The 26,055-nt window shown below is 56.2% G+C and carries 24 protein-coding genes and 1 tRNA gene; 14 read left to right on the plus strand and 11 right to left on the minus strand.

What is annotated here, in order from left to right; translation table 11 throughout:
• The first annotated feature begins 52 nt into the window (after positions 1-52).
• From QWY83_RS06255 to QWY83_RS06270, 4 genes are all read left to right on the plus strand, one after another.
• The gene (locus tag QWY83_RS06255; RefSeq protein ID WP_249945624.1) at positions 53-1,135 is read left to right on the plus strand and encodes a methyl-accepting chemotaxis protein; all 1,083 of its coding nucleotides are present in this window, start codon (positions 53-55) and stop codon (positions 1,133-1,135) included.
• A gap of 75 nt (positions 1,136-1,210) precedes the next feature.
• Positions 1,211-1,936: a 5-oxoprolinase subunit B family protein gene (locus QWY83_RS06260; RefSeq protein ID WP_249945623.1), complete on the plus strand. Its 726-nt coding sequence runs from the start codon at positions 1,211-1,213 to the stop codon at positions 1,934-1,936.
• Positions 1,933-2,943, plus strand: coding sequence for a 5-oxoprolinase subunit C family protein (locus tag QWY83_RS06265; protein ID WP_249945622.1), 1,011 nt, complete (start codon positions 1,933-1,935; stop codon positions 2,941-2,943). The genes QWY83_RS06260 and QWY83_RS06265 overlap by 4 nt, the downstream gene beginning before the upstream one ends.
• Positions 2,940-3,695 (plus strand): LamB/YcsF family protein, encoded by a 756-nt coding sequence (locus tag QWY83_RS06270; RefSeq protein WP_249945621.1) that lies wholly within the window; start codon positions 2,940-2,942, stop codon positions 3,693-3,695. The genes QWY83_RS06265 and QWY83_RS06270 overlap by 4 nt, the downstream gene beginning before the upstream one ends.
• A 119-nt stretch (positions 3,696-3,814) precedes the next feature.
• On the opposite strand, the gene QWY83_RS06275 is transcribed toward QWY83_RS06270, so the two are convergent.
• Positions 3,815-7,429, minus strand: coding sequence for a vitamin B12-dependent ribonucleotide reductase (locus tag QWY83_RS06275; protein WP_249945620.1), 3,615 nt, complete (start codon positions 7,427-7,429; stop codon positions 3,815-3,817).
• A 670-nt stretch (positions 7,430-8,099) separates the two neighbouring features.
• On the opposite strand from QWY83_RS06275, the gene QWY83_RS06280 reads away from it, so the two are divergent.
• From QWY83_RS06280 to QWY83_RS06295, 4 genes are all read left to right on the plus strand, one after another.
• A complete protein-coding gene (locus tag QWY83_RS06280; RefSeq protein ID WP_249945619.1) occupies positions 8,100-8,582 on the plus strand; it encodes an Lrp/AsnC family transcriptional regulator in 483 nt (160 codons plus the stop codon).
• Between the two features lie 157 nt (positions 8,583-8,739).
• The gene (locus QWY83_RS06285; protein ID WP_249945618.1) at positions 8,740-9,879 is read left to right on the plus strand and encodes a glycine cleavage T C-terminal barrel domain-containing protein; all 1,140 of its coding nucleotides are present in this window, start codon (positions 8,740-8,742) and stop codon (positions 9,877-9,879) included.
• A 55-nt stretch (positions 9,880-9,934) separates the two neighbouring features.
• Positions 9,935-10,735, plus strand: coding sequence for an enoyl-CoA hydratase (locus QWY83_RS06290; protein ID WP_249945617.1), 801 nt, complete (start codon positions 9,935-9,937; stop codon positions 10,733-10,735).
• Positions 10,736-10,738: 3 nt separating this feature from the next.
• Positions 10,739-12,367 (plus strand): acyl-CoA synthetase, encoded by a 1,629-nt coding sequence (locus QWY83_RS06295; RefSeq protein ID WP_249945616.1) that lies wholly within the window; start codon positions 10,739-10,741, stop codon positions 12,365-12,367.
• 197 nt (positions 12,368-12,564) lie between these two features.
• Here QWY83_RS06295 and QWY83_RS06300 read toward each other — a convergent pair whose 3' ends face one another.
• Complete coding sequence (locus QWY83_RS06300) at positions 12,565-13,188, minus strand: hypothetical protein (RefSeq protein WP_249945615.1); 624 nt, start codon at positions 13,186-13,188, stop codon at positions 12,565-12,567.
• Positions 13,189-13,816: 628 nt separating this feature from the next.
• Between QWY83_RS06300 and QWY83_RS06305 the strand changes: the two genes are divergently transcribed.
• A complete protein-coding gene (locus QWY83_RS06305) occupies positions 13,817-14,020 on the plus strand; it encodes a hypothetical protein (RefSeq protein WP_249945614.1) in 204 nt (67 codons plus the stop codon).
• Positions 14,021-14,071: 51 nt separating this feature from the next.
• Here QWY83_RS06305 and QWY83_RS06310 read toward each other — a convergent pair whose 3' ends face one another.
• From QWY83_RS06310 to pdxH, 8 genes are all read right to left on the minus strand, one after another.
• Entirely contained in the window at positions 14,072-14,509 is a 438-nt protein-coding gene (locus tag QWY83_RS06310; protein ID WP_249945613.1) for a c-type cytochrome, read from the minus strand.
• A gap of 669 nt (positions 14,510-15,178) precedes the next feature.
• Positions 15,179-15,598: a site-specific integrase gene (locus tag QWY83_RS06315; protein WP_249945612.1), complete on the minus strand. Its 420-nt coding sequence runs from the start codon at positions 15,596-15,598 to the stop codon at positions 15,179-15,181.
• A 77-nt stretch (positions 15,599-15,675) separates the two neighbouring features.
• Positions 15,676-16,104: a glyoxalase superfamily protein gene (locus QWY83_RS06320; RefSeq protein ID WP_249945611.1), complete on the minus strand. Its 429-nt coding sequence runs from the start codon at positions 16,102-16,104 to the stop codon at positions 15,676-15,678.
• Between the two features lie 53 nt (positions 16,105-16,157).
• On the minus strand, positions 16,158-17,498 hold the full coding sequence (locus QWY83_RS06325) for an MATE family efflux transporter (RefSeq protein WP_290245744.1): 1,341 nt from the start codon (positions 17,496-17,498) through the stop codon (positions 16,158-16,160).
• A gap of 241 nt (positions 17,499-17,739) precedes the next feature.
• A tRNA-Pro gene (locus QWY83_RS06330) sits at positions 17,740-17,816 on the minus strand.
• 57 nt (positions 17,817-17,873) lie between these two features.
• Positions 17,874-18,329, minus strand: coding sequence for a DUF192 domain-containing protein (locus QWY83_RS06335; RefSeq protein WP_435404510.1), 456 nt, complete (start codon positions 18,327-18,329; stop codon positions 17,874-17,876).
• On the minus strand, positions 18,329-18,862 hold the full coding sequence (locus QWY83_RS06340; RefSeq protein ID WP_105236336.1) for a cold-shock protein: 534 nt from the start codon (positions 18,860-18,862) through the stop codon (positions 18,329-18,331). The genes QWY83_RS06335 and QWY83_RS06340 overlap by 1 nt, the downstream gene beginning before the upstream one ends.
• A gap of 104 nt (positions 18,863-18,966) precedes the next feature.
• Positions 18,967-19,572, minus strand: a complete 606-nt coding sequence (gene pdxH, locus QWY83_RS06345; protein WP_249945608.1) for a pyridoxamine 5'-phosphate oxidase — start codon at positions 19,570-19,572, stop codon at positions 18,967-18,969.
• A gap of 148 nt (positions 19,573-19,720) precedes the next feature.
• Here pdxH and fabI point away from each other — a divergent pair, with 148 nt between their 5' ends.
• The 5 genes from fabI (at position 19,721) to trpE (ending at position 25,263) form a co-directional block, all read left to right on the plus strand.
• Positions 19,721-20,527, plus strand: coding sequence for an enoyl-ACP reductase FabI (fabI, locus tag QWY83_RS06350; protein ID WP_105234912.1), 807 nt, complete (start codon positions 19,721-19,723; stop codon positions 20,525-20,527).
• Positions 20,528-20,530: 3 nt separating this feature from the next.
• Positions 20,531-21,145 carry a LysE family translocator gene (locus tag QWY83_RS06355; RefSeq protein WP_249945607.1) on the plus strand — a complete coding sequence of 205 codons (615 nt, stop codon included), beginning with the start codon at positions 20,531-20,533 and terminating at the stop codon, positions 21,143-21,145.
• A gap of 12 nt (positions 21,146-21,157) precedes the next feature.
• Positions 21,158-21,670, plus strand: coding sequence for a xanthine phosphoribosyltransferase (gene gpt / locus QWY83_RS06360; RefSeq protein ID WP_249945606.1), 513 nt, complete (start codon positions 21,158-21,160; stop codon positions 21,668-21,670).
• 227 nt (positions 21,671-21,897) lie between these two features.
• Entirely contained in the window at positions 21,898-23,739 is a 1,842-nt protein-coding gene (locus tag QWY83_RS06365) for a peptidylprolyl isomerase (protein WP_249945605.1), read from the plus strand.
• 12 nt (positions 23,740-23,751) lie between these two features.
• Positions 23,752-25,263, plus strand: a complete 1,512-nt coding sequence (gene trpE / locus QWY83_RS06370) for an anthranilate synthase component I (RefSeq protein WP_249945604.1) — start codon at positions 23,752-23,754, stop codon at positions 25,261-25,263.
• 30 nt (positions 25,264-25,293) lie between these two features.
• Here the strand turns inward: trpE and QWY83_RS06375 are convergent, their stop codons facing one another.
• A complete protein-coding gene (locus QWY83_RS06375; RefSeq protein WP_249945603.1) occupies positions 25,294-26,028 on the minus strand; it encodes a hypothetical protein in 735 nt (244 codons plus the stop codon).
• Between the last annotated feature and the right edge of the window lie 27 nt (positions 26,029-26,055).

Genomic DNA, 26,055 nt, shown 5'->3' on the forward strand with positions numbered 1-26,055 from the left:
GAAAACAGGCAAGGCAACCGTGATGACTTTAATCCCCCCAAAGTGGCCATTGATGATCCGTACTGCGGTGTTCAGTGTAGTTTTGAACACCGTTTTTGGGTCTATTGTAGGGTTCACCTATCCCTACTGGTCCAATGCCCTCGGCAACCCTGCCCTTACCATCTCGCTGATCTGGGTCGGCGGAAGCATCCTGACGGCTTATATTCTGCTTCGTTGGTCCCGCAGCAGCATTCGCCCGCTTGCCAACCTCTATCGCGCTGTTCGCAAAATGGCCGATGAAAAAGACCTTAGTGTTCAGTTGCCCGAAGCCCCGACTGGCGACCTTTCCCGCACCACCACTGCGATCACCGATTTGATCAACTTGATCCGAAGCGTGATCACCGACGTGACCAAAGAAATCGATATCGCTGACAACGCAGCTGAGACGATCTACAACAGCACCCATAACCTCCACCAAAACGCCGAACGGCAGTCCAGCACGGTCGAACAATTGTCCTCCTCGATCGAGGAAACCGCATCCATGGTGCGGTCAAATGCGAAATCGGCGAGCACAGCAAACGACCTCGCGCGGCGCACCGCGACCATTGCTAACGACGGCCAGTCGCAGGTTGAAAACATGGTAATGGCCATGGACGAGATCGACAAATCGTCCCGCGCCATCATTCAGATCATCAAAGTGATCGACGAAATCGCATTTCAAACCAACCTCCTCGCGCTCAACGCTGCGGTCGAAGCTGCACGCGCGGGACAACATGGTCGTGGTTTTGCGGTCGTGGCCCAAGAGGTCCGCAACCTCGCTGCACGCTCGTCCAAGGCAGCGGGTGAGACGTCACGTTTGATCGAAACATCGCGTCAGCAAGTCGAAATTGGCGTGACGACATCGGCAACGACCCGCGAAACGTTTGAGAAAATCGCGGGCGAAATCACCACCGTTGCTGAACGCATCGAAGAGATCACCCTCGCTAGTTCTGAACAGACTCGTGCGGTGGATCAGATCAATATGGCGATGAGTGAAATCCAGAAACTCACGCTCGAAAATCAACAGCAGGCCGAAACGCTGGCGTCTGGGGCAACATGTATGCGCAGCAGCACCCAGCGCATTAGCGGCTCTGCTCGCTCGTTGAAAACCGCATAATCTGACTAAGGCGTTGACGATCACCGCGGGTTTGCCCACAAATCCGACCATGTCGTCAACGCATTACGCCACATCATGATGCCCCTGCCTGAAATCCTTCCGTTTGGTTTGGATGCCGTTCTAGTACGGTTCGATACGACCATGTCAGATCAGGCCAATCGGGCGGCTTTGGGCTTTGCCGCGCATATTCGGAACAGCGCCCTCCCGTTTGTCGAAGTATCTAGCACGCTCGCCTCTGTAGCGCTTCGGTTCGACCCCTTGGCGGTTGGGCTGGATGAGGTTACCGCACTACTCCAACAGAAGCTCGAGACCCAAGACTGGGGCGCCGTAGCCCTGCCCGCAGGTCGCAAACTCTGGCGCGTTCCGACTTGCTACGGTGGCGACCACGGTCCGCAATTGGCAGAAGCCGCAGAACTCGCAGGGGTTTCGACGAATGCCGCGATTGATGCGCTCGGCACCTCACGGGTGCGCGTTTTGACCATCGGGTTTGCACCAGGTTTGCCCTATCTCGGCACGCTGCCGCCCGAATGGAACATCCCGCGCCAAACCGCTCTCACGCCCAAAGTTCCTGCGGGCGCATTGGTCGTTGCCATCCGTCAGTTTGTAGTCTTTGCAAACGCGTCCCCCACGGGCTGGCGCTGGATCGGTCAAACGGCCCTGCCCTTATTCGATCCGGCACGCAGCCCCGCGTCGCTGTTTTCCCCCGCCGATGAGGTCATCTTTACCCCCGTGTCAGAGGCCGAATTCACAACCGCCCGAACAACCCCCTTTGGCAGCGCAACGTGGGAGGATGTGGAATGACCACGCTCACCATCCACCGCGCTGGCCCTGCGATGACGGTCCAAGACCTCGGTCGCGAGGGGTATCTGTCGATCGGCCTTCCCCGTGGGGGTGCCGCAGACCGCAAGGCCATCTGCGAAAGCGCCGCTCTCCTCGGTCAATCGCCCGATCATGCTGTGATCGAAATGGCGGGTATGGGCGGCGTGTTTTCCGTCAGTCAACCGACCCGTATTTCCCTAACGGGCGCACCTATGCGGGCCACGATTGGCGACAGGGCGATGGTTTGGAACGCCTCTCACCTCCTCATTCCAGAGGATCGCCTGACCATCGGCCCTGCGCTGTCGGGCGTTTATGGCTACATTGGATTTGGTGGTGGCATCGCGACCGATCCCGTGATGGGCAGCCGTTCGACCCACCTCACCTGCGGCATCGGGGCAGCGCTCGAAACTGGCATGACCCTGCCCCTCGGCCCTGATCGAAATACGGATCGGGTCGGAATGATCCTGCCAACCGACAATCGGTTTGAGGGCGGCACCGTCCGCTATATCAACGGACCACAGACAGCATTATTTGATGAAGCAACGCGCGCACGGTTCACCCAGACCGAATTCACCCGCGATTCCGCCGCCAATCGCCAAGGTGTGAAACTGAACGGCTCAGGCGCAGGGTTCGCGACGGCGGATCAATTGAACATCCTGTCGGACGCAATCCAGCCCGGTGATATCCAAATGACAGGTGATGGTGTGCCGTTTGTGCTGCTGCCCGAATGCCAAACGGTCGGCGGCTATCCACGGATCGGCACCGTTATTCCTCAGGACATTCCAAAGGTCGCGCAGGCCCCGGCAGGTGCAAAAATACAATTCACCTGCATCACCCGCGCAGAGGCGCTATCCTCGTATCAAAGCCCCGCAGGACTGACCCGCGACCTCTCAGCGCTCTGTAAACCGCTGATCCGCGATCCTGCGCAAATGGCGGACCTGCTTAGCTATCAACTCATTTCCGGCATGATCACAGGATGGGACGCATGAAAACGATCGATCTGAATTGCGACATGGGCGAAGGCAGCACAGAGCCCGAGGTGCTCTCTGAACTCGCGATGCTCGACATTGTCAGCTCTGCCAACGTGAGCTGCGGTGCCCACGCAGGCGATGCGCGTCTTATGTCCCGCGTCATGCAAACCGCATTGGACAAAGGCGTCGCTATCGGTGCCCACCCTGGGTTTGAGGACCGCGCGAATTTCGGACGGACCGAGATGACGCTCGCCCCCTCTGACCTCACGGCGATCATCCGTTACCAAGTCGCAGCCTCGGACGGGGTCTGCCGTGCCTTGGGCGGATCGCTTTCGCACCTGAAACTGCACGGGGCGATGGCAAACATGGCGTCACGCGACGAAGAGATGGCGCTCACCTGCTACCGCGCCGCCCGCTCCGTCTGCCCTGACCTTCCGCTCATGGTAATCGCTGGCACAGCCCAAGCACGGGTGGCGGCTGCCCTCGGCGGGCCTGTGATCTCTGAGATTTTCGCGGATCGAAGCTACGAATCCGACGGCACCCTCACCCCACGCGGGCAAGACGGCGCAGTTATCCACGATCCCGACATCGCTGCGACCCGTATCCTGCAAATGCTCGAGGCCGGCGCGATCCTGCCACGCACGGGCGATCCGATCCCTGTCGCGATCGACACGATCTGCGTGCATGGCGATACCGCTGGCGCCGTGGCCATCGCGCGCAGCATCCGTGACCGCCTCACCGCTGCGGGCTATTCCATCTCCGCTAAATAAAGAATGGGGGGCGCTTGGCCCCCCAGTTCCACGGATCGGGTGGAGTTATATACCGCCCGATTGCTTTTTGCCTGTATCCCGATCCGCGTCGGGGGCGAACGCATCCGCCCCTGAAACTCTCAGCTGCAGCCCGATGTGCCGCCGCATGTATTGCACTTCATGCAGGTGCCGTTGCGCACCAGCGTGTAGTTGCCGCAATCCCCACAAGGATCACCCTCGTAGCCTTGCATTTTCGCTTTGTCACGTGCCGACATCGTGGTCACTGTGCCAACGGCGGTTTCCGTCTTAGCGGTCACAACTTTGGTCTGCTGAATCTCTTCTACAGCCGTCGCACTAAACACATTCAAGTCCTGTGGCAAGCGCTTCCGCAAGTAACCCGTCGAAGAGATTTGCTTCAACACTTCCAACGACTTAGAGGCCGCACTTTCACTAGGCGATTTGACGTTAGAGATGCCTTCCGCTTCGCCGCGACCCAGATCGTCGAACGCAGCACCCTGCGGTTTCACATGCGCCAAATCGGTGCGGTCGAGGTAGGACACTGCCAGCTCGCGGAAGATGTAATCGAGGATCGAGGTCGCCGACTTGATCGAGTCGTTCCCCTGCACCATCCCTGCGGGTTCAAACTTGGTAAAGGTGAACGCATCGACGAACTCTTCGAGCGGCACGCCGTATTGCAGACCAACCGACACCGCGATGGCAAAGTTGTTCATCATCGCGCGGAAGCCAGCCCCCTCTTTGTGCATATCGAGGAAAATCTCACCGAGGCTACCGTCAGCATACTCGCCCGTCCGGAGATAAACCTTGTGTCCGCCCACGACCGCCTTTTGGGTATATCCCTTACGGCGCTCTGGCATCTTTTCGCGGTGGCTGCGCACGATCTCTTTGACGATGACCTTTTCGATCACCTTCTCGGCCAGCACCGCAGCTTTTTCCACTGGGTTGCCGGATTCGAGGATCTCTGCCGCCTCTTCGTCATCCTCAACCAGCGCCGCAGCGAGAGGTTGGGACAGTTTCGACCCATCACGGTAGAGCGCGTTCGCCTTAACGCCGAGGCTCCACGACAGTTCGTAAGCCTTCTGGCAGTCCTCAATCGTCGCATCATTCGGCATGTTGATCGTCTTAGAGATCGCACCAGAGATGAACGATTGCGCCGCAGCCATCATGGTGATGTGGCTATTAACCGACAGATAACGCTTGCCTTTTTTGCCGCATGGGTTGGCGCAGTCAAAGACGTTGTAGTGCTCTTCTTTCAGGTGCGGCGCACCCTCCAGCGTCATGGTGCCACAAACATGGTCGTTCGCAGCGTCGATCTCTGCCTTAGAGAAGCCAAGGTGTCGCAGCAGGTCGAACGACGGATCGTTCAGTTTCGCCGCAGGAATACCGAGGGTTTTCTGGCAGAACTCTTCACCCAGCGTCCACTGGTTGAACACAAAGCGGATATCAAAGGCCGATTTCAGCGCGGCTTCGATCTTGTCGATTTCGCCTTGGCCAAAGCCATGACCGATCAGCGCAGTATGGTTGATCGCGGGGGCCTGACCGATCGAGCCATGACCAACTGCATAGGCGATGATCTCTTCGATTTCGGCAGAGCTATAGCCCAGCGTCTCCAGCGCAGACGGAACCGAACGGTTGATGATTTTAAAGTAACCGCCGCCTGCGAGTTTCTTGAATTTCACGAGGGCAAAGTCAGGCTCAATGCCTGTGGTGTCACAGTCCATAACAAGACCGATGGTCCCCGTCGGCGCGATCACAGAAACCTGCGCGTTGCGGTAGCCGTGCTTTTCACCCAGCGCCAGCGCCTGATCCCATGCCTCGGTTGCGATTTGCACCAGACGCGCGTCAGGGCAGTTCGCGTGGTCGAGCGGAACAGGTTTCACCGCAAGGGCTTCGTAGCCATCCGCATTGCCATGTGCCGCGTTGCGGTGGTTCCGAATAACGCGGAGCATGTGCTCTTTATTGCGCTCGTAGCCTTCAAAGGCACCCAACTCGCCCGCCATTTCAGCTGAGGTCGCATAGGACACGCCCGTCATGATTGCGGTCAGGGCAGCACCCATCGCACGGCCTTCGTCGCTGTCGTAGCCAAAGCCCATGTTCATCAGCAGACCGCCGATGTTCGCGTAGCCAAGGCCAAGCGTGCGGAACACGTAGGACAGCTGCGCGATTTCTTTGGACGGGAATTGCGCCATCATCACAGAGATTTCGAGCGTCACAGTCCAAAGACGGGTCGCGTGGATATACTGCTCAACGTTAAACTCAGCGTTCTTGTAGAACTGCAGCAGGTTCATCGACGCGAGGTTACAAGCGGTATCGTCGAGGAACATATATTCCGAACAGGGGTTCGATCCACGGATCGCGCCGTCCTCAGGGCAAGTGTGCCATGCGTTAACGGTGTCGTGGAACTGGATACCCGGATCAGCACAAGCCCATGCCGCGTGTCCAACCTGCTCCCACAGATCGCGCGCTTTGATAGTCTTGGAAACGGTGCCGTCTTTGCGGTTGATCAGGTCCCAATCCGCATCATCCTTAACCGCCCGAAGGAAGGCATCGGTCACGCGGATCGAGTTGTTGGAGTTCTGACCCGACACCGATGCATAGGCCTCGGAATCCCAGTCGGTGTCATAGGTCGGGAATTCGATGCTGGTGTGGCCCTGTTTTGCGTAGTCCAGAACACGTTTGATGTAGGTTTCCGGGATCGCGACTTTCTTTGCCTCACGAACAGCGGATTTCAGGCTCTCGTTCTTGGACGGATCATAAGCATCAGCCTCTGCCCCGTCCCACGTGTTGATCGCCTTAAAGATCGCATTCAGCTTCTGTTCGTGCATCTTCGAACCAGCGACGATGGACGCCACTTTCTGTTCTTCGATGACCTTCCAGTTGATGAAGTCTTCGATATCGGGGTGATCGGCATCGACGATCACCATCTTCGCTGCTCGACGGGTTGTGCCGCCTGATTTGATCGCGCCAGCCGCACGATCGCCAATTTTGAGGAAGCCCATCAAGCCCGACGATTTACCGCCGCCCGAGAGCCGTTCGCCTTCGCCCCGCAGCGACGAGAAGTTCGTGCCGGTGCCAGAGCCGTATTTGAACAGACGCGCCTCACGCACCCAAAGGTCCATGATGCCCCCCTCGTTCACCAGATCGTCAGCGACGGACTGGATAAAGCAAGCATGCGGCTGCGGGTGTTCGTAGGCAGAATTCGATTTAACCAGTTTCCCAGTTTTGTAGTCGACATAGTGGTGGCCTTGTGCCGGACCATCAATGCCATAAGCCCAATGCAGACCTGTGTTGAACCACTGCGGGCTGTTCGGTGCGGCCATCTGATTGGCCAGCATGAACCGCATCTCGTCGTAATACGCGCGGGCGTCATCCTCGGTGGTGAAATAACCACCCTTCCAACCCCAATAGCACCATGCACCAGCCAGACGGTCGAACACCTGCTTTGCACTGGTTTCGCCTGACATTTCTGCGCCTTCTGCAGGAACAGAGCGCCACAGGAATTCTGGCACGCCCTTTTCACGGACCTTGGTCATCGCGCTCGGCACGCCAGCCTTGCGGAAGTATTTCTGCGCAATCACGTCAGAGGCAACTTGGCTCCATTTCGACGGAACCTCGCAATCGTCGAGTTTGAACACAATGGTTCCATCGGGATTGCGAATTTCAGACGTCGTCGTGCGGAATTCGATATCCGCGTAGGCGTCTTTTCCTGCTTTGGTGAAAATGCGTTCGATCTTCATCGTACCTGGCCCCTAACACACGACCGTCTGCGCGGCCTGCCGATCTAATTCAAGGCGCTACACCACGCCCCAATTCCCTGACGCCAAATGAACCAAAGCTTGGGCAAAGCGACTCCGCTCAGGGAAATACCCTGTCTCAACAGCACGGCGTGCTGATCATTACGTTTGGTAGTCTGCCTTGATCCAAGCGGCACCACATATTGTAGCGCCCCACTCGGCAGGCACAAACTGACAAAACTACCCCTTGGGGGTCAATCAATTTTTTCGACAAAATGTTGGATAATCTAGCTTGACGCACGCAAGTGTTTAAAACCGCTCGATTCATCCACAGCCTTGCCCACAGCTTAGGCAAAGGTTTTCTCATCTTAGGTTATGCAAACCTGATCTAAAGAAGTAATTAGCATCCAATTGGAAGCAGCCCAAAGCCGAAAACACCGCGAAAAATAGAATCGCGCTAGACCCACAGTCTGCAAACAGTGTGGTTGGATTGACCGCCTCCCGGTAAATAGGTTGGCTACATGGGAGAACTCTCAAGGCTCCCGCAAGCAAGCGCATAAACAGCTTTGCAAGGGATTAATTCGGGTCGAGGTAAAAGCATTGCATCAAACCGTTTTGTAGATATGACAGACGGGTTGTTGTCTTGATCGACTAGCGTTTGAGGAAGCTGCTCTTGAAAAAATCTGCTCTTGATGGTGCTGATCTGCGCATTCTCACCGCCGTGCAATCGCACGGGCAACTCAGCAAGACAAAGCTAGCCGAACTGGTCAATCTTTCGCCCACCCCCTGCTGGGAACGCCTGACCAAGCTGAAACTAGCAGGCTACATCACAGGCTACAGAGGCGAGATCGCGCTAAATAAGCTATGTGATTTTACGATGGTCGTGGTGACTGTTTCGCTCGCCCATCATCGGAAATCCGATTTTGAACGGTTCGAAGCACAAGTTCAGGCGATGGATGAGATCATTGATTGCGTCGCCACAGGCGGCGGCATGGACTATGTTCTCAAGGTCGTCGCGCCAACGCTTTTGGCCTTTCAGGGCGTCTTAGATCGGCTCTTTGCAATCGACGTCGATGTGGACCGCTATATGACCTACATCGCCACCCGTCAGATCAAATCGACCGTTCCGAACTTATCCAATCTGATCACGCGCTGAGCCTCCGACCAGTTGGTCGGTTTTTAGAATTCTCTTTAGCCTGAACGGTCGCCTTTCATCTGCGTTTTCAGACCATCGCTCTGAAAAGGTGGCGCTAAATGTTTTGTCCAGAACAGCGCGGCAGCGGAAATTGCCGCCGATCAGGAAGGATAAAACAATGCAATCTGATGACTTCGGCTTTGGCACCCAAATTCGCAAATCCCCCTATTTCGACGCAACCGTGCGGTGGGGCGCTCAGGGATTTTCGGTGTACAACCACATGTATATTCCGCGCGATTTCGGCGATCCGGTGCAGAACTTCTGGAACCTCGTGAACGACGCGATCCTCTGTGACGTCGCCGTTGAACGTCAGGTCGAAATCACCGGACCAGACGCTGCCAAGTTTGTTCAAATGCTGACCCCGCGTGATCTGTCGACCATGGCTGTTGGCCAGTGCAAATACATCCTGATCACCAATGCTGACGGCGGCCTCCTCAACGACCCAATCCTCCTGCGATTGGCTGAAAACCACTTCTGGATCTCGCTTGCAGACAGCGACATCCTGCTTTGGGCCCAAGGCGTAGCGATCCATTCTGGCCTTGATGTGTCGATCTGCGAACCTGACGTGTCACCGTTGCAGCTTCAGGGGCCGAAATCGGGCGAAATCATGCGTGCCCTATTCGGCGACAGCATCATGGACCTGAAATACTACTGGCTGCGTGAAGTAGACCTAGACGGTATCCCGCTTATCGTGTCGCGGACCGGCTGGTCGAGCGAACTGGGCTACGAACTCTATCTGCGTGATAGCGCACATGGGGATGCGCTGTGGGAGCGGATCATGGCGGCTGGGCTGCCGTTTGGCTTGAAACCCGGTCACACCTCGTCGATCCGCCGCATCGAAGGCGGAATGTTGTCGTATCACGCCGACGCAGACATCCACACAAACCCGTTCGAGCTGGGCTTTGATCGTCTTGTGAACCTCGATATGGAAGCCGATTTCATTGGGAGGGCTGCGCTCCGCAAGATCAAAGAAAATGGAGTCACACGAACTCAGATCGGTCTGATTATTGATGGTGAACCGCTCAAGGGGCCGAACACCACATTCTGGGCGATTAAGGTCGGCGACGAGACGATCGGCAAAGTGACCTCAGCTGTGTATTCGCCACGCCTCGATCAGAATATCGCACTGGCAATGGTGTCGGTAGACCACGCACATATCGGCAAAGAGGTCGAGGTCGTGACCCGCTCTGGCCCTGTCCGCGCAACGATCTGTGAACGCCCCTTCTTTGATCCCAAAAAGAAGATCGCTGCCGCTTAACCTTCCCTACGACGGCGGGGTCGCGACGGCCCCGCCCTTTTAAACAGAGCCCTTGATGATGACCAAACAACTTGTGCAGCAAACCATCACGTCCGACGGTGTGCTGAAACTGACCCTCGACGACAACAGCCGTCGCAATGCTTTGTCCGAAGCCATGTTGTCCGAGCTACAGTCACTGATCGACGCGGCCTGCTCGGACCCGTCGGTGCGTGTCATCGTCCTCGCTGCGAACGGCCCCGCGTTTTGTGCCGGTCACGACCTTAAAGAAATGACAGCGGGCCGCGCAGCCAAAGACGGCGGTCAGGCCTATTTCGAAAAGATCATGTCGATGTGTTCGGGCGTCATGTATTCCATCGTCAATTGCCCCAAACCTTTTATCGCCGAAGTCGCAGGTGTCGCCACCGCCGCTGGCTGCCAATTGGTCGCGAGCTGCGATCTGGCCGTCGCCGCAGAAACCGCGAAATTCGGCACGCCGGGTGTTCATATCGGTCTATTCTGTTCAACCCCCATGGTCGCGCTATCGCGAAACGTCACGACCAAACACGCCATGGAGATGCTCCTCTTAGGTGATATGATTTCAGCAGAACGCGCAGCGGAAATGGGCCTTGTGAACCTCTGCGTGCCAGTCGAAGACCTGAGCAAGACCACGCTCGCTTGGGCGCAAAAAATCGCATCCAAATCCAGTATGACTTTGGCCACGGGGAAGAAAGCCTTCTACATCCAAAAGCAAATGGGATTGGCTGAGGCCTATACCTACGCATCCAATGTGATGGTGCAAAATATGCTCACGCAAGACGCGGAAGAGGGCATCGGCGCCTTTATCGACAAGCGCAGCCCCGCATGGAAGGACGCGTAATCCATGACCAAACAGTTCTACAATCACGACCTCGAACGGACACCTGCCAACCATCAGCCACTCACGCCTCTCACGTTCCTTGAACGGGCTGCGAGTGTCTTTCCCGACCACACCGCGATTGTGCACGGGAATCTGCGTCGAACCTATGCAGAATTCTACGACCGGTCGCGTCAGCTCGCGTCTGCTCTGGCAGGCAAAGGGATCACGCGGGGTGACACCGTCTCTGCCCTTCTCGCGAACACACCTGCAATGCTGGAATGCCATTACGGCGTGCCCATGTGCGGTGGCGTTCTCCATTCGATCAACACCCGCCTCGACGCGGCGATCATCGCATTCCAACTCGACCATGCGATGTCAAAGATCGTGATTGTCGATCGTGAATTCATGCCATTGATGCAAGAAGCACTCGCACTCACAGATGTCTCGCCTGTCGTTATTCAGTATGACGATCCCGAATTCACGGGCAAAACACCTGCGATTGACGCGCTGGACTACGACGCCTTTGTCGCCTCAGGTGATCCGGAATTCGAATGGTTGATGCCCGAGGACGAATGGGACGCCATTTCGATCAACTACACCTCTGGCACCACGGGCGATCCCAAAGGTGTCGTTTCGCATCACCGTGGCGCCTATCTCCTTGCTCAAGGCAACGCCTTGACCACCTCGATGCAGAAACACGCAGTCTATCTGTGGACCCTGCCGATGTTCCACTGCAATGGCTGGTGTTTCCCGTGGACGCTCTCTGCGATCATCGGCACCCATGTGTGCCTGCGTCAAGTTCGGGCCGAACCGATCTGGTCCGCCTTGGCCGACGAAAAGGTGTCGCATCTCTGCGGCGCGCCCATTGTCATGTCGCTCCTCATTTCGGCGCCAGAGCACGAGAAACGCGAACTCGATCACACTGTTCAGTTTTTCACCGCAGCCGCACCGCCACCTGAAAAGCTCCTCGCTGATATGAATGAGGCAGGCTTTGACGTCACGCACCTCTACGGCCTGACAGAAACCTACGGGCCAGCAGTTGTGAACGACTGGCACGCTGAATGGTCAACACGGCCAAAAGCAGAGCAAGCCGCCCTCAAATCGCGGCAAGGGGTGCGATACCTGCCCCTCGAACAGCTCGACGTTTTGGATCCAGAAACCATGCAACCCGTGCCCCGCGATGGTAAAACCATGGGTGAAGTGATGTTCCGCGGCAACGTCGTCATGAAGGGATATTTCCGCAATCAGAAGGCCACGAAAGAGGCCTTTGAAGGGGGATGGTTCCATTCTGGCGACCTCGGCGTGCGGTATCCAGACGGCTACATCCAACTCAAGGATCGGTCCAAAGACATCATCATTTCGGGTGGAGAGAACATTTCCTCGATCGAAGTAGAAGAAGTTCTCTATCGCCATCCCGATGTTAGCGTCGCCGCCGTCGTCGCCATGCCACATGAAAAATGGGGGGAAACCCCCTGCGCCTTTATCGAACTGGCCGCAGGACGTTCGGTGGACAGCGAAGAGCTACGCCAATGGTGTCGCGATCACCTCGCCCCGTACAAGGTGCCTGGAAAGTTTGTCTTTACCGAAATCCCGCGCACGTCGACGGGCAAGATCCAGAAGTTCCAGATGCGAGAGCAAGCGAAACTGCTCTAGTCCGCAGGATCAATCCGGCAAACAGGTTACTCGGGCGTGAAGTTGCGGGGGATTGCGGACGTTGGTTGATGGGCGGGAATATGTCAGCTGTGCTCGGGAAACCTGCCTTGCACGGTTGCAGATGAACATTGACGCTTCGTTGCTGCCCTTTGATCGATTAGGCAAATTACTCCGCAGGTATTGGCCGACGCAGGCTGTCAAGGAATTGCGCACCAGCCGGTGGCAATCAGTTGACCTGCGATGATCAGACCTGCACCCGCGCCGCCCGTAGCCACAGCAACGCCCATTGCACCTGCCATAACGCCTAGCGCGCAAACATTGAGCTTGTTTGGATCGCTTGCATCCATAACCTCGATCAACGCGCGTGAACCAGATATCGCCGTTGATCCCATGTCTGGCATCTCAACAGGCTGACCGTTGTCGTATTCGAAAACAGGGCCGTCAATAGGCATGGCTTTCAGCGCAGACCACGAAAGGTTCGAAAATTGATTGCGAGACAAGGTTAGAGCAGAAATCGCATTTCCATCGAGATCACCGGTGATCCGTGCGCCATCAACTTCTGGTGTCATGGAAAATTTCAGTGTTTGGCGCGTACCAGACTCCGCCCAAAATACTGTCGTTAACTCTGCTGAACCATCTGCAAATACGATACCGGATTGCTCTACGACAGCTCTGCCGCCCACCGTTAGCAATCCCGAATAGGATGTCTCTCGGCTCACCTCGGATTGAGATCTACTGGCCCACAGAACAACGTCAACGCCGTTGGCATTGGCCTTTTCAAATACTGTCTCCGACATGAATTTTGGTGCATTAGCTGTCATCGTTTCCCGCTCCTTCCCTATGCTTTAAGACAATCATAGGGAGAATACGTCGTTCTGAGAACATTTTTAAATGATCCGAAAATACTCCGCCAATGCCAAGGCACACGTCGCGTTGAATGCGCCTACTGGAACGTAATTTTAATGACGGTCCTCGCGGACAAGGCCGCACAGATCGGTCAGAATAAGATTGACCCATTTTCAAATATCGCCCCTCTGATTGAGTAACGAAGGCGATACCTTCTGAGCGCGCATTTAATCTTAATAACGGCGGTCCACATGCTCGCGATCCTTAGCAACTGAACCTATCGGCACCTGTTTGCGGCTCAAGTGATCGCTTTAATCGGCACTGGGCTGGCGACGGTCGCTCTAGGGCTGCTGGCGTGGAACCTTGCTGGGGATGACGCTGGTTTGGTCCTTGGCACGGCCCTTGCGCTGGCGGCCTTTGGGGGCGGGTCAATGATCGCCGCCCTGTTTCTTCCGAGCATCCCCATCAGGTCGACTGCTGCGCAAGAGCGCCCAAGCCGAGGACCGCCCAGCAATCTTTGCCGCACAATTCGCGCTGAGCCATACCTGCTGGCTGATCACTTACCCGCTCGCCGGACGGTTCGGAGCAAGTTTCGGCCTCGATGTGACCTTCCTCCTTATGGGCGCTACCGCGGCCATTGGGTTCATCAGCGCGATGATCCTATGGCCTGCGAATGACCCGCAGGTGATGGAACATGACCACAGCGACCTTCCACCCGATCACCCCCACCTACGGGATCACGGCAAAACCCACTCTCACCCTCTAATCATCGACGACCTTGACCACCATTGGCCGCGTGGAGCATAGGGCCGCCAGAGCACTTGAACGACCAAACGCTCTGGCAGGTCATTTTTGTCCTCAGTTGATCCCGTTAGCGCGTTGCAATTCGCGGACATAGGCGACGATCGCAGTCACATCGCTGTTCGTCACGCCCGCTTGAGGTGGCATGTTCCCGAACGGCCAATGGTGCGCCTGCACTCCGTTCTGAACAGCCATCAGAAACGCCATATCGCCGTGGTGATTGGGTTCATAAATTGGGTGAATCAACGGCGGCCCAAATCCCATCTTACCCGTCGCATTACTGCCGTGACAGGCGGCACATACCGCATCATAGGCCGTCTTGCCGAGCTGCGCCTGAGCCGACAATTGATCAGGCACCACAATACTGACGAGCGGGGCGCCTTCGGGAGGGAGCGCAGAGCTCGCGGTCGATGGTGCAGGTGTTTCGGGAATTGCCAGATATGCAGCAACGGAAAGGGCAGCGATTGCAGCGCCCACAATGAGTAGTTTTTTCATGATCATGTCCTGAATTGCCCTGCAATGACACAGGGTTGAAAAGCCTTGGAACCGGAACGGCTCCATTTGATTTCAAATGATCAGGCGCGTGGAGGTGGAAGGTCCGATTGCGGACGCACACTCCGCCATGTGCGTCCGATTTGCACCGGATGAGCCAACGCTATCGGTTCCGCCGACCAACTGTCCACACTCGGAATAAGTGCGCTGAATAAACAACATTGGCCCGTCGCACAGGTCATCCCATGCTCCGCCACATCAGTCATGACCTGGGAATGGTCTGGACAGTCATCACAATCAATCATCGCCATATCATGCCCATAATACGCCTGCCCCAAGCTCGGCGAAACGAGCATGGCAGACGTGAGCAGCAACAGAATGGCAAAGATAAAGCGCAAAAGGAGTCCCAATTGTTAGGCACCAAACTATGGCCTTGATTGTCGCCTCTGGTCAATGGGAGGAGTCGTTGATCACGTCATTGGGACGGCTGATCGTCCTTCTGCCTATGTCGAGGATTGGCCTGAACAGCTGTTCAGGATCGGGAACTTACTCCCGTGTGCAAAGCCATGCCGCACAATGCCTCGAATGACTTCACTGGGGAAAATGTCTTGCTGCGCAAATTCTAAGGATGAATGGCTGGTTTGGTCCGTCTGTTGCGAAGGCCCAAGGCCTTCAGATTCCCACCGCCTCTGCGATGGTCAGCGCATCTTCGAGCTCAACGCCGAGATAGCGCACAGTGCTGTCCAATTTTGTGTGACCCAACAAGAGCTGAACCGCTCGCATGTTTCCGGTGTGGAAGCGACCCGGCCACAAATGTTCCGATCCGATCATTTTGGGGTCCTCGAGCCTTGCCGCGACGGCCTTGCGCGTCCCCTCGGTGTTCTCGAAACTAACAGGCTTACGGGTTTGGCTTTGGACGATTGAAGCGCAATGCTTGACCTGTCCGGCAGCATAGACGTCAGCGACCTTCGGCCGTACCAAGTCGCCGCCGCGCAGCTTACTGTCGATGGCGAGATTGAATGACGCCAGCTCTCGGATTTTTTCCGCGATTTCAAGCAGAACCCGGATCGCCCATACTCCCCAATGCAGCATGCTGCGCGAAAGTGCGATTTAGGTTGCGTGCATGAACGGCAACCACTCGAAACTAATTGCCGTTCAGAAAATTCAAATCACTTGCTCGGAATATCTATGACCAAGTGCGGCGTGCCGTCTGAGTTTTTGCGCGGTGATCGGCCGTTGGGCCCTACCATGCCTCTGATATGTCGGCGCATGTTTGAGAAGCTTTCGAACTGCACCGTATCAACAGGTTCGTTCAGCTGAAGCGAAACCTGCGTGTTTGCGCCCACCTTTGAAAGAGCTACGATCCGCCCAATGAAGGCCTGCCCGAGATAGTGCCCGCTCACTTCGTCATTGAGGTGAAAAAGCTGCGGCTCTGCCCATGATAGCTTGGCTTGAAGCGTGTTCCAATCCCGGGCGCCATTCTGATGGGCGACGAGTTCCAGTGCCCGCGCATGGGTGATGGTTGTGCCTCGCGCGGCGAGTGATGCGCGCAAGGCCTTAGCTTGGGATTTAGCCTCTATTACAGATTGTAGGTTCATCGTGCTTGCTCCTGACCCGACAATCCAAAACCAATGTTGTCTTTGCCCGTCCTTTAGGACGCGATCACAATCCAAATGGCGATACTAACCACGATCCCGTCAGCAATTGGAAAGGCAAGCCAGATCGCTTGTGCGCCATAAAAAATGCCCAAAATGACGATCAGAAGAGGGCTGAACACAAAGGGCTTAATCAACGTTAGAGCGGCGGTATGTGCGGGTTTTCCAATAGCTTGAAAATAGAGGGCGAGCACAAGAACCGGACCCGAAAACAGATAAAGGGACGACATTGGGCGCAAAATGACCCCGACCTGTGCGATCACCCCTTGATCGCTGACAAAGCCTCGGCCAATCCAAGCACTTCCGGAAAGCAAGATCATCTCAATGGCAGCACAGTAAAGAACCGCTACGGTGAGGGCGATCCGCAGGATAGCATTTGAGCGGTGGTAAAGCTTTGCGCCCACGTTGTTTCCGACAATACTTTGGGTTGCCAATGCAATGGCCATGAGGGGCATGAATGTGAAACTGAAAATTCGGGTCACGATGCCGTAAGCGGCGATCCCCTCGACATAGCCGGTGTCGGACGTCAGTCGCAGCGTGGAGATCACCGTTCCTGAAACCAACGCTATCCCGATGAAGCTAAGACTGACGGGGGCTCCAAGGACCAATATCGCCTTCCATTGCCCAACCCATCGCGCGTTTCTAAGGGCCGCAAGGGACAAGATTTCTTGCCTTGGCAAACGCAAGCCTAAAAGAAGTGCAAGGCCTACCCCCTGGGCAATTGCCGTTCCCCAAGCTGACCCTGCAACGCCCAGGTCGAAGCGCACGATCAACACGTAATTGAGTGCGATATTGGCGAGTGTGACGCCGACTGACATCAATGCCATCAGGCCCGCACGCCCTTCGTTGCGCCCAGCATCGGCATGGACACTCAAGAGCAGTTGCACAGGCGTCGCAAGGATCATGATAGCCAGATAGGTATAAGCTATGTCTCCAATGTCGGGACGACCGTCCGCGAGCGCGTCTATGACAACCCCACCGAAGACACCAAAGGCCGATATGAGCAAAAGTGACAGAAACAGCGCCATACCATGCGCTTGCGCGAATACAGCAACCGCATCACTTTTGTTTCCCGTCCCCAAATGACGTGCGAGAAGGCTGGACATTCCCCCGCCGACAAGGGTCGAGAGTGCTATTGTGATCATGATTACGGGGAATACGACGCTAACGGCCGCAAGGGCATCAGCTCCGACGAAGTGGCCCAAAAACACTGCATCTACGACGGTCAATAGACCGCTCATCAACATGATAAGCATCATAGGCAGAGCATTGGCGACAAAAAGCCGTTTCGGCGTAGTCGTCAAAAATCGATTCTCGGATGCGTTTTGGCACGACATCATTCACTCCTCGGATGAGGCATTTCTGATGGGATGGGAGCCTGCGTTGCCACCTGCGAAATGCTTCTAGGGTGTATGACGTTGTAAATTTGAGCTTCACCGAGACTTTCGTCCGCAGGCGGCAGGTGCCCAATACCTAACCTCGTCTTACGGTTCTGGTATTGGAAGTGTCAAGCAGGACATGACACACCACCGTCGATCAACATCCTGCTGTCTCGGTACCTGCATCAATTTTATGAAGTGGTCGGGGCGATAGGATTCGAACCTACGACCTACGGTACCCAAAACCGTCGCGCTACCAGGCTGCGCTACGCCCCGACTGCGCACCGTTTAGCGATGCTTTTGGGAATTGAAAAGCCCCAAGCGTGCTTTTTCTTAGTTACATGGCAAAGCGGCGTTTTCTCCGATGGACGGATGCTGCAAAACATCGCCTTCAGCCATGCCTAAACGCCCTGCAAGGCCGCCATTTATCTCTAAAACGTACTGAACCTGTGCCCCACCGTCGATTGGCGTTCGGTCGAGCGGGATCGCATTGGGATGGATGCGGGTAATCGTGCCCGTTTCATCTGCGAAAATCATATCAAGAGGAATCAGTGTGTTATGCATCCAGAACGCCACCTGATGCGGGCGTTCGTAAACGAACAGCATCCCCGTCATCGTCGGCATCTCTGGCACGTTCATCAGCCCTTGGGCCCGTTCGTCCGCAGTATCCGCCACCTCTACGGTGAACCGCGCCTGACCAAAGTCACCCCTGACCAGCACCTTATCCAAAGAACAAGCCGCCGCAGCCGGTTGGGCCACGGCGGATAGCGCTGCAATCACGAGCGATATTAATCGTCTAGATGAATGCTTTCCCAAATCAGAACCTCGACCGCCAGTTTCCCGCGCTTCCCGTCGATGCTCTTCATGGCGATAGCTTCGCCTGGTTGCAGGTCGGCAAGGCCAGACCGGCGCAGAACTTCGATGTGCACAAAGATATCTTCGGACGAACCAAAGACATTGGCAAACCCAAATCCCTTACCTTTGTCGAACCATTTGACCCGAGCAGGTAAAATCGGCGTGTTATCGAGAACCTCAGGATCAACGTCCACCAGATCCGCCAGCATACTCCCGTTAGCTGGCAACTCAGGTGGTGAAATCGCGATAACCTCGGTCGCTTGAAGACCACGATCCGTCTCTTGAACGAGCAGATCAATATCCGATCCATCCGCCACCGAACTCTGCCCAAAATTGCGTAGAACGTTTGCGTGCAGCAAAATATCCGCGCCGCCTTCGTTTGACACGACAAAGCCAAAGCCTTTGCCAGGATCAAACCATTTTACACGCCCTTTGACAGGGCGTTCATTTATTGTGTCAGTCATCATACTTTCAATCCCGCCGCGGGCCCCCATCCGGCCGCAGCTTCACCGCGTCAGCAGACCTGTTTTGTTCGCAAGAAACAAGTCCCACCAACGGCATTTTGATCATCTTAGGGATACAAACGGACCGCCGACCAAGGTGCGTTTACACCTTCGCGTGTCCATCTAAAGCGGTCATGCAACCTAAACGCGCCATCAGCCCAGAACTCTATCTCGACTGGTGTGATGCGGAACCCACCCCAAAACGGTGGGCGCGCCGGATTGATTCCCTCTTTAGCGGTAACAACGGCCACTTCGGCCATCAAAGTGCCCCGACTATCGAGAGGTTGCGATTGTTTCGACGCCCATGCCCCCAAACGGCTCTTGAGAGATCGCGAATGATAATATTCGTCCGCCTGCTGTCCGTCCTCGCGTTCGATGGTTCCGCGCACCCGGATTTGCCGACGAAGGGACTTCCAATGCATGACAAAGGCAGCCTTCCCTGCCCCCTCTAGCTCTTGGGCCTTTTTGCTCCCGTAGTTTGTGTAGAACACAAAGGCGTCGTCCTCGATCTCTTTGAGAAGCACCATACGCGCATTCGGCAGACCGTCTGCGTCCACGGTCGACAGCGCGATAGCGTTCGGGTCATTGATCTCGCTTTTTTCGGCCTCAGCCAACCAGTCCCGCGCCAATTGGAACGGATCGTCGCCTGCGAAAATGCCAGTGCGGTCACTCATGATACCCTCTTCTCATCAATAAGGTGGGGCGCGTAACAAGCGCGTTTTGATACAACAACTGTGACGTTGCGTCTCACACAGGCTTGAAGCGACTGGTCCAATCGCCTACACCGAAGCGATATAACGCGAAAGGGGCAAGGGGGACACAATGTCGTCGCAACTCATGCAGGGTAAACGCGGGCTAATTATGGGCCTCGCCAATGACAAATCAATAGCTTGGGGCATCGCCAAAGCACTCGCAGACGCTGGTGCGGAACTTGCCTTTTCCTATCAGGGCGAAGCGCTGCTGAAACGGGTTGGCCCGCTCGCAGAACAGCTCGGCTCTGACACGGTTCTGCCGTGCGACGTGTCCGACATGGACTCTGTCGATGCACTTTTCGCAGAGCTTGAGAAAAAATGGGGCAAGATGGACTTCATCGTCCACGCCATCGGTTTCTCTGACAAAAATGAACTGCGTGGCCGCTATGTGGACACCACCCGCGAAAACTTCCTGATGACGATGGACATCTCTGTCTATTCGTTCACCGCTGTTGTTCAGCGCGCAGCTAAAATGATGACCGACGGTGGTTCGTGCCTCACCCTCACCTACTACGGTGCAGAACGCGTGATGCCGCACTACAACGTCATGGGCGTCGCCAAAGCAGGCCTCGAGGCCTCCGTGCGCTACCTCGCCGAAGATCTGGGCAAAGACCGTATTCGCGTCAACGCGATCTCGGCTGGTCCGATCAAAACGCTGGCGGCATCGGGCATCGGTGACTTCCGTTACATCCTGAAATGGAACGAATATAACTCGCCGCTGCGCAAAAACGTGTCGATCGACGAAGTGGGCGGTTCCGCGCTCTACCTTCTGTCCGACCTCTCAACCGGCGTGACGGGCGAAACCCACCACGTTGACGCGGGCTACCACGTCGTCGGCATGAAAGCCGTCGACGCGCCTGACATGAACAAAGAGTAAACCATGACCGCCGCCGCATTTCTGTCGATCGTTCTGATCCACCTTGCGGCGGCGATTTCCCCTGGACCCAGCTTTGTCGTCGCTGTGCGCACCGCAGCCTCGGACGGGTTCAAGGTGGCAACCGCCCTTGCCTTTGGGTTCGGGCTCGGTGCGATCCTCTGGGCCACGGCAGCGATGGCTGGCCTCGCCCTTCTCTTTGAAATTCTTCCCTCGTTGTTCATCGGCCTTAAACTGGTCGGTGCCGCGTTCCTCTTTTGGATCGCCTACAACATGTGGAAACACGCGAACGAGCCGCTTGCAGAGCCGACACCGGGCGCAGCGCCCCGCTCTGCCGTCTCTGCGATGCGCTACGGGTTCCTGACATTTGCCTCAAACCCAAAGCCTGCTGTGTTCTTTGGCGCGGTCTTTGTCGGCCTCGTGCCGCATGACACGCCCTTGCCGTGGCGTCTTGCCATACTTGCGGCTGTTTTCGCCAATGAAACACTCTGGTATATCATCGTTGCTCGGGTCTTTTCTCTGCCCCGCGCGCGTGCTGCCTATTTGCGACTAAAGGCCGGTGTTGACCGGATGTTCGGCGGGCTCCTTGCCCTGCTCGGCCTGAAAATCGCCCTGACGTAAAGGACTGACCAAATGGCAAAGAACGATCTTCTGCCCCACGAAAAAGGGTTCCATGTGTCTTGGGACCAAATCCACCGTGACAGCCGCGCGCTGGCATGGCGTCTGGACGGCCAAGGTCCGGCAGAAGATGGATCGTGGAAAGCCATCGTGGCGATCACCCGTGGCGGCATGGCCCCCGCGATGATCATCGCCCGCGAATTGGATGTCCGCACCATCGACACCATCAGCGTCAAATCCTACAACCACCAGAACCAATCCTCGACTCAAGTGCTCAAGGCACCCGACGCAGAGGTGATGGGTGACGGCACGGGTATCCTCGTCATCGACGACCTCGTGGACAGCGGTAAAACGCTCGAACTCGTCCGCGAAATGTATCCCAACGCCCACTTTGCCACCGTCTACGCAAAGCCCAAAGGCCGCCCGCAGGTGGACACCTTCATCACCGAAGTCAGCCAAGATACGTGGATTTTCTTCCCGTGGGATATGGCGCTGCAATACGTTCAACCCTATCGCGGTACCGATTAATCATCGGCTAAAGGTACACAATTCGAACATTTTATGGCGCGAAATCCTATACCTTCGCGCCATTTTTATACAAAAGTATACATTTTCCCAGATTTCCACGCCAATTCAAAAAACCGCGTTCCGTGGCGGTTTCCCGTGGCTCCCCGCTTGCACCTTATCGCCCGCCCGCCTATTCATTGCAGGCCTTGTTTGACAGGGTGAAGAGATCAGTTTCAGGGGGGCCGCAGATGGCACGCGAAAAGAAGACAAAATTGGGCGTCTGGGTCATCTTGGGCCTTTTGTTCTTCAGCCTTGTGGGCTTTGGCACGACGAACCTGTCGGGTCGGACAAACACCCTCGCAACAGTCGGTGACAAAGAAATCACCCTGAACCAATACGCACTCGAACTGCGCCGCGGGATCGACACCTTCTCAGGTCAGGTCGGTCAACCGCTGAGCTTCACTCAAGCACAATCGCTCGGCATCGACCAACAGGTGCTGAACGACATGATCAACATGCGCCTGTTCGAAAACGAAGCCTCGCTTATGGGCGTCTCCGTTGGCGACCAACGCGTGCGTGACCGCGTGACATCGAACCCGAATTTCCAAGGCTTCTCTGGCACCTTCGACCGTGATGCGTACCGCGATGTTCTGTCCCGCATGGGCACCCGCGAAAGCGACTATGAACAGGCGCTCCGCGATGAAATGGCCGCGACCGCGCTGCAGATTAGCCTCACCGCTGGCTACACCGTTCCCGCTGGCTACATCGATGCGATCGTGAACTATGCCGCAGAACGCCGTGACATCACTTGGGTTCAGGTCACTGACGCCGCTCTGACCGATGCAATCCCAGCCCCGACCGACGAAGACCTTGCTGCTTACCACGAAGGTCACCCTGCCGATTTCACCACGCTGGAAACCAAATCCATCGTCTATGCGGCCCTGACACCCGACATGCTGCTGCCGACGATTGAGGTGGACGAAACATCGCTTCGTGATCTCTATGCGCAACGCACCGCTGACTATAACAGCCCAGAGCGTCGCTTGGTCGAACGTCTCGGCTTTGCGGATGAGGCCTCTGCCCAAGCCGCCATGGACGCGATCACTGCTGGCGAAACCGACTTTGACCAACTCGTTGAGGACCGTGGCCTGACGCTTGATGACGTTGACCTCGGTGATGTGGATCAGGTGCAACTGGCCGAAGCGGGCGCTGCTGTTTTCGCGGCTGCCTCGGGCGACGTTGTTGGCCCACTGCCCTCGCTGATCGGACCCTCGCTGTTCCGCATCAACGCCGTGCTTGAGGCGGAATCGATCCCCTTTGAAGTCGCTGCTGACGAACTCCGCGCTGAACTGGGCCGTGACCGTGCCCGCCGTGTGATTGGCGATGTCGCCGAACAAATGGCTGACCTCATCGCTGGCGGTGCCCGCGTGGAAGACCTCGCTGACCAAACCCAGATGGAGCTTGGTTCGCTTGACTGGACTGTCGCCTCGACCGACGGCATGGCTGCTTACCCTGAGTTTCGTCAGGCCGCTGCTGTGGCGCAGATCGGTGCCTATCCTGAACTGATCGAAATGTCTGACGGTGGCATCTTTGCGCTGCGCGTCGAAACGATCCAAGAGCCTGCGTTGCAGCCGCTTGAGGATGTTATCGACGAAGTGACCGCTGGCTGGACACGCGACACCACCCAGGCCGCGATCCTCGCCAAAGCCGAAGAGATGGCAACCGCCCTCTCCAACGGTTCGCAGTTCGGTGAATTTGGCCTCGCACCAACCATCGACGTTGACGTGACCCGTCAGACCTTCCTCGACTACACTCCCGAAGGTTTCATGGCGCGCGTATTCGAAACCGAAGCTGGCAAAGGCTTTGCCCTGCCCTACGACGGCGGTGCGGTGCTGGCCCGTGTCGATGCCGTGAACGCACCGAACCTTGAAGACCCTGATGTGATCGCGCTCCGTGATCGTTTCGCGGCGCAGCTGTCGAACGGTGTGGCTCAGGACGCTATGCAGATCACGCTCAACACCCTGCGCGGTGAGACCGACATCAATGTTGTGCGCGAGGCCGTGAACGCGGTCCACGCTCAGATCCAATAAGGGAACCGCACTATGGCCCTCAGCCCAGATTTCGAGAGCTTCCAACGTGGCTATGACACTGGTGAAAACCAGATCGTCTACACCCGTCTGGCCGCTGACCTCGATACGCCTGTGTCCCTCATGCTCAAACTCTCGGGCGCGGGCAAAGATGCCTTCATGCTGGAAAGTGTGACCGGCGGCGAAGTCCGTGGTCGCTACTCTATCGTTGGCATGAACCCTGATCTGATCTGGCGCTGTGACGGCACCACGGCCCGCGTCAACCGCGCGGCCCGCTACGACGACGACGCCTTTGTCGAAGAAGAGGCCGATCCGCTCACATCGCTCCGCAACCTGATCGCGGAATCGAAGATTGATCTGCCTGACGATCTGCCGGGTGCTGCGGCTGGCCTCTTTGGCTACCTCGGCTACGATATGATCCGTTTGGTCGAACACCTGCCCGACGTGAATCCTGATCCAATCGGCCTGCCCGACGCGATGATGCTGCGCCCCTCGGTCGTGGCTGTCCTCGACGGGGTCAAGGGCGACGTAATCCTCGTGGCACCCGCATGGGCGAACTCTGGCCTCTCGGCCAAGGCTGCCTTTGCCCAAGCCGCCGAACGCGTCAAAGAAGCCCAACGCGCCTTGGATCGCCCTGTCCCCGTCGACAGCCGCGAATTCCGCACCGCGCATGAGGCCGCACCTGCCACGTCGAACTTTACCAAAGACGGCTACATGGCTGCCGTCGAAAAGGCCAAAGACTACATCCGCGCGGGCGACATCTTTCAGGTCGTGCCAGCCCAACGCTGGACACAAGAGTTCCGCGAGCCGCCCTTTGCGCTCTACCGTTCTCTGCGCCGCACGAACCCCTCGCCGTTCATGTTCTTCTTTAACTTCGGCGGGTTTCAGGTCATCGGCGCCTCGCCAGAAATCCTCGTTCGTGTGTTCGGCAATGAGGTCACCATTCGCCCCATCGCAGGCACCCGCCCCCGTGGCGCCACGCCCGAAGAGGATAAGGCGAACGAACTCGACCTCTTGGCCGACAAAAAGGAACTGGCAGAGCATCTCATGCTCCTCGACCTTGGCCGCAATGACACGGGCAAGGTGTCCAAAATCGGCACCGTCCGCCCGACCGAACAGTTCATCATTGAACGCTACAGCCACGTGATGCACATCGTATCAAACGTGGTCGGTGAACTGGCCGAGGACCAAGACGCGCTCTCTGCCTTCTTTGCGGGGATGCCTGCGGGCACCGTCTCTGGCGCGCCCAAGGTCCGCGCAATGGAGATCATCGACGAGCTGGAACCCGAAAAGCGCGGCGTCTATGGCGGCGGCTGTGGCTACTTCAGCGCGAACGGCGACATGGACATGTGCATCGCCCTACGGACTGCGGTCCTTAAGGACGAGAAACTCTACATCCAAGCCGGCGGCGGCGTCGTCTACGACAGCGACCCCCACGCCGAATACATGGAAACCGTCCACAAATCGAACGCCATCCGCAAAGCCGCCGAGGACGCAACGCGGTTCACGGGATCGGGTAACAACTGAGAATAAAGAACCCCGCGCAAGCGGGGTTTCTTATAACCCGTTCATTCCTTCGCCGTTCAAATAACGAGGCAAAATGGACGTTTCCAGCTCTCTAAATTTCTGATCCAAATCTTTTGCACTTCTAAACTTTAACAGTTTCGACTTTGTAGATTTGGGAACACCATCATGCTTCCATCGAATATTAATGAAAAAGCACTTCCCTAAGCTGTAGGCATCCACATCGTATTCTAAGTGCCGACCCGAATAAGAAAGCGAATTAATTTTTGTTTTCTGATCCTTTGAAAGTAGACCACTGACATTTGAAGTTGCAACTTTCCATCTATTGCCAACTTCATCGACAACAAAAATCCTCTTAACAGTAGATAAGTCGACCCGTTCACTTGAGATAATGCAAACAGTTTTACTGTTTTCAGTTAACCTTTTCTTTTCAGGGCTAATTGGATAATTAGTTTTCCACTCACCCCTGAGCCAATGCCATCTTGCTTGGACGTTTCCAATCAAGCCTTCTTTCGAATGACAAAGTTCTAAGTAGTCAAGGTTAATGGGTCGACAACCTATCGACCTAATTTCCACGTTGACAACACGTAACGCAATTCCCGAATTTTTCGGTTCTTGAAATACTAAACGACACCTCAGCTTGGCTCTATCTTTACGTTGCTGACTGAATCTAAGGTAGAAATTACCGCAACCTAAAAGTGTTCCCAAAACCCCCGAAATTGCACCAATAATAGCCAGAACTTCAGTATTACCTAGAAACGAGAACATCAAACATATCCCAGAATATACAACTAA

The sequence above is a fragment of the Marivivens donghaensis genome (assembly GCF_030410045.1).
GTDB lineage: Bacteria > Pseudomonadota > Alphaproteobacteria > Rhodobacterales > Rhodobacteraceae > Marivivens > Marivivens donghaensis.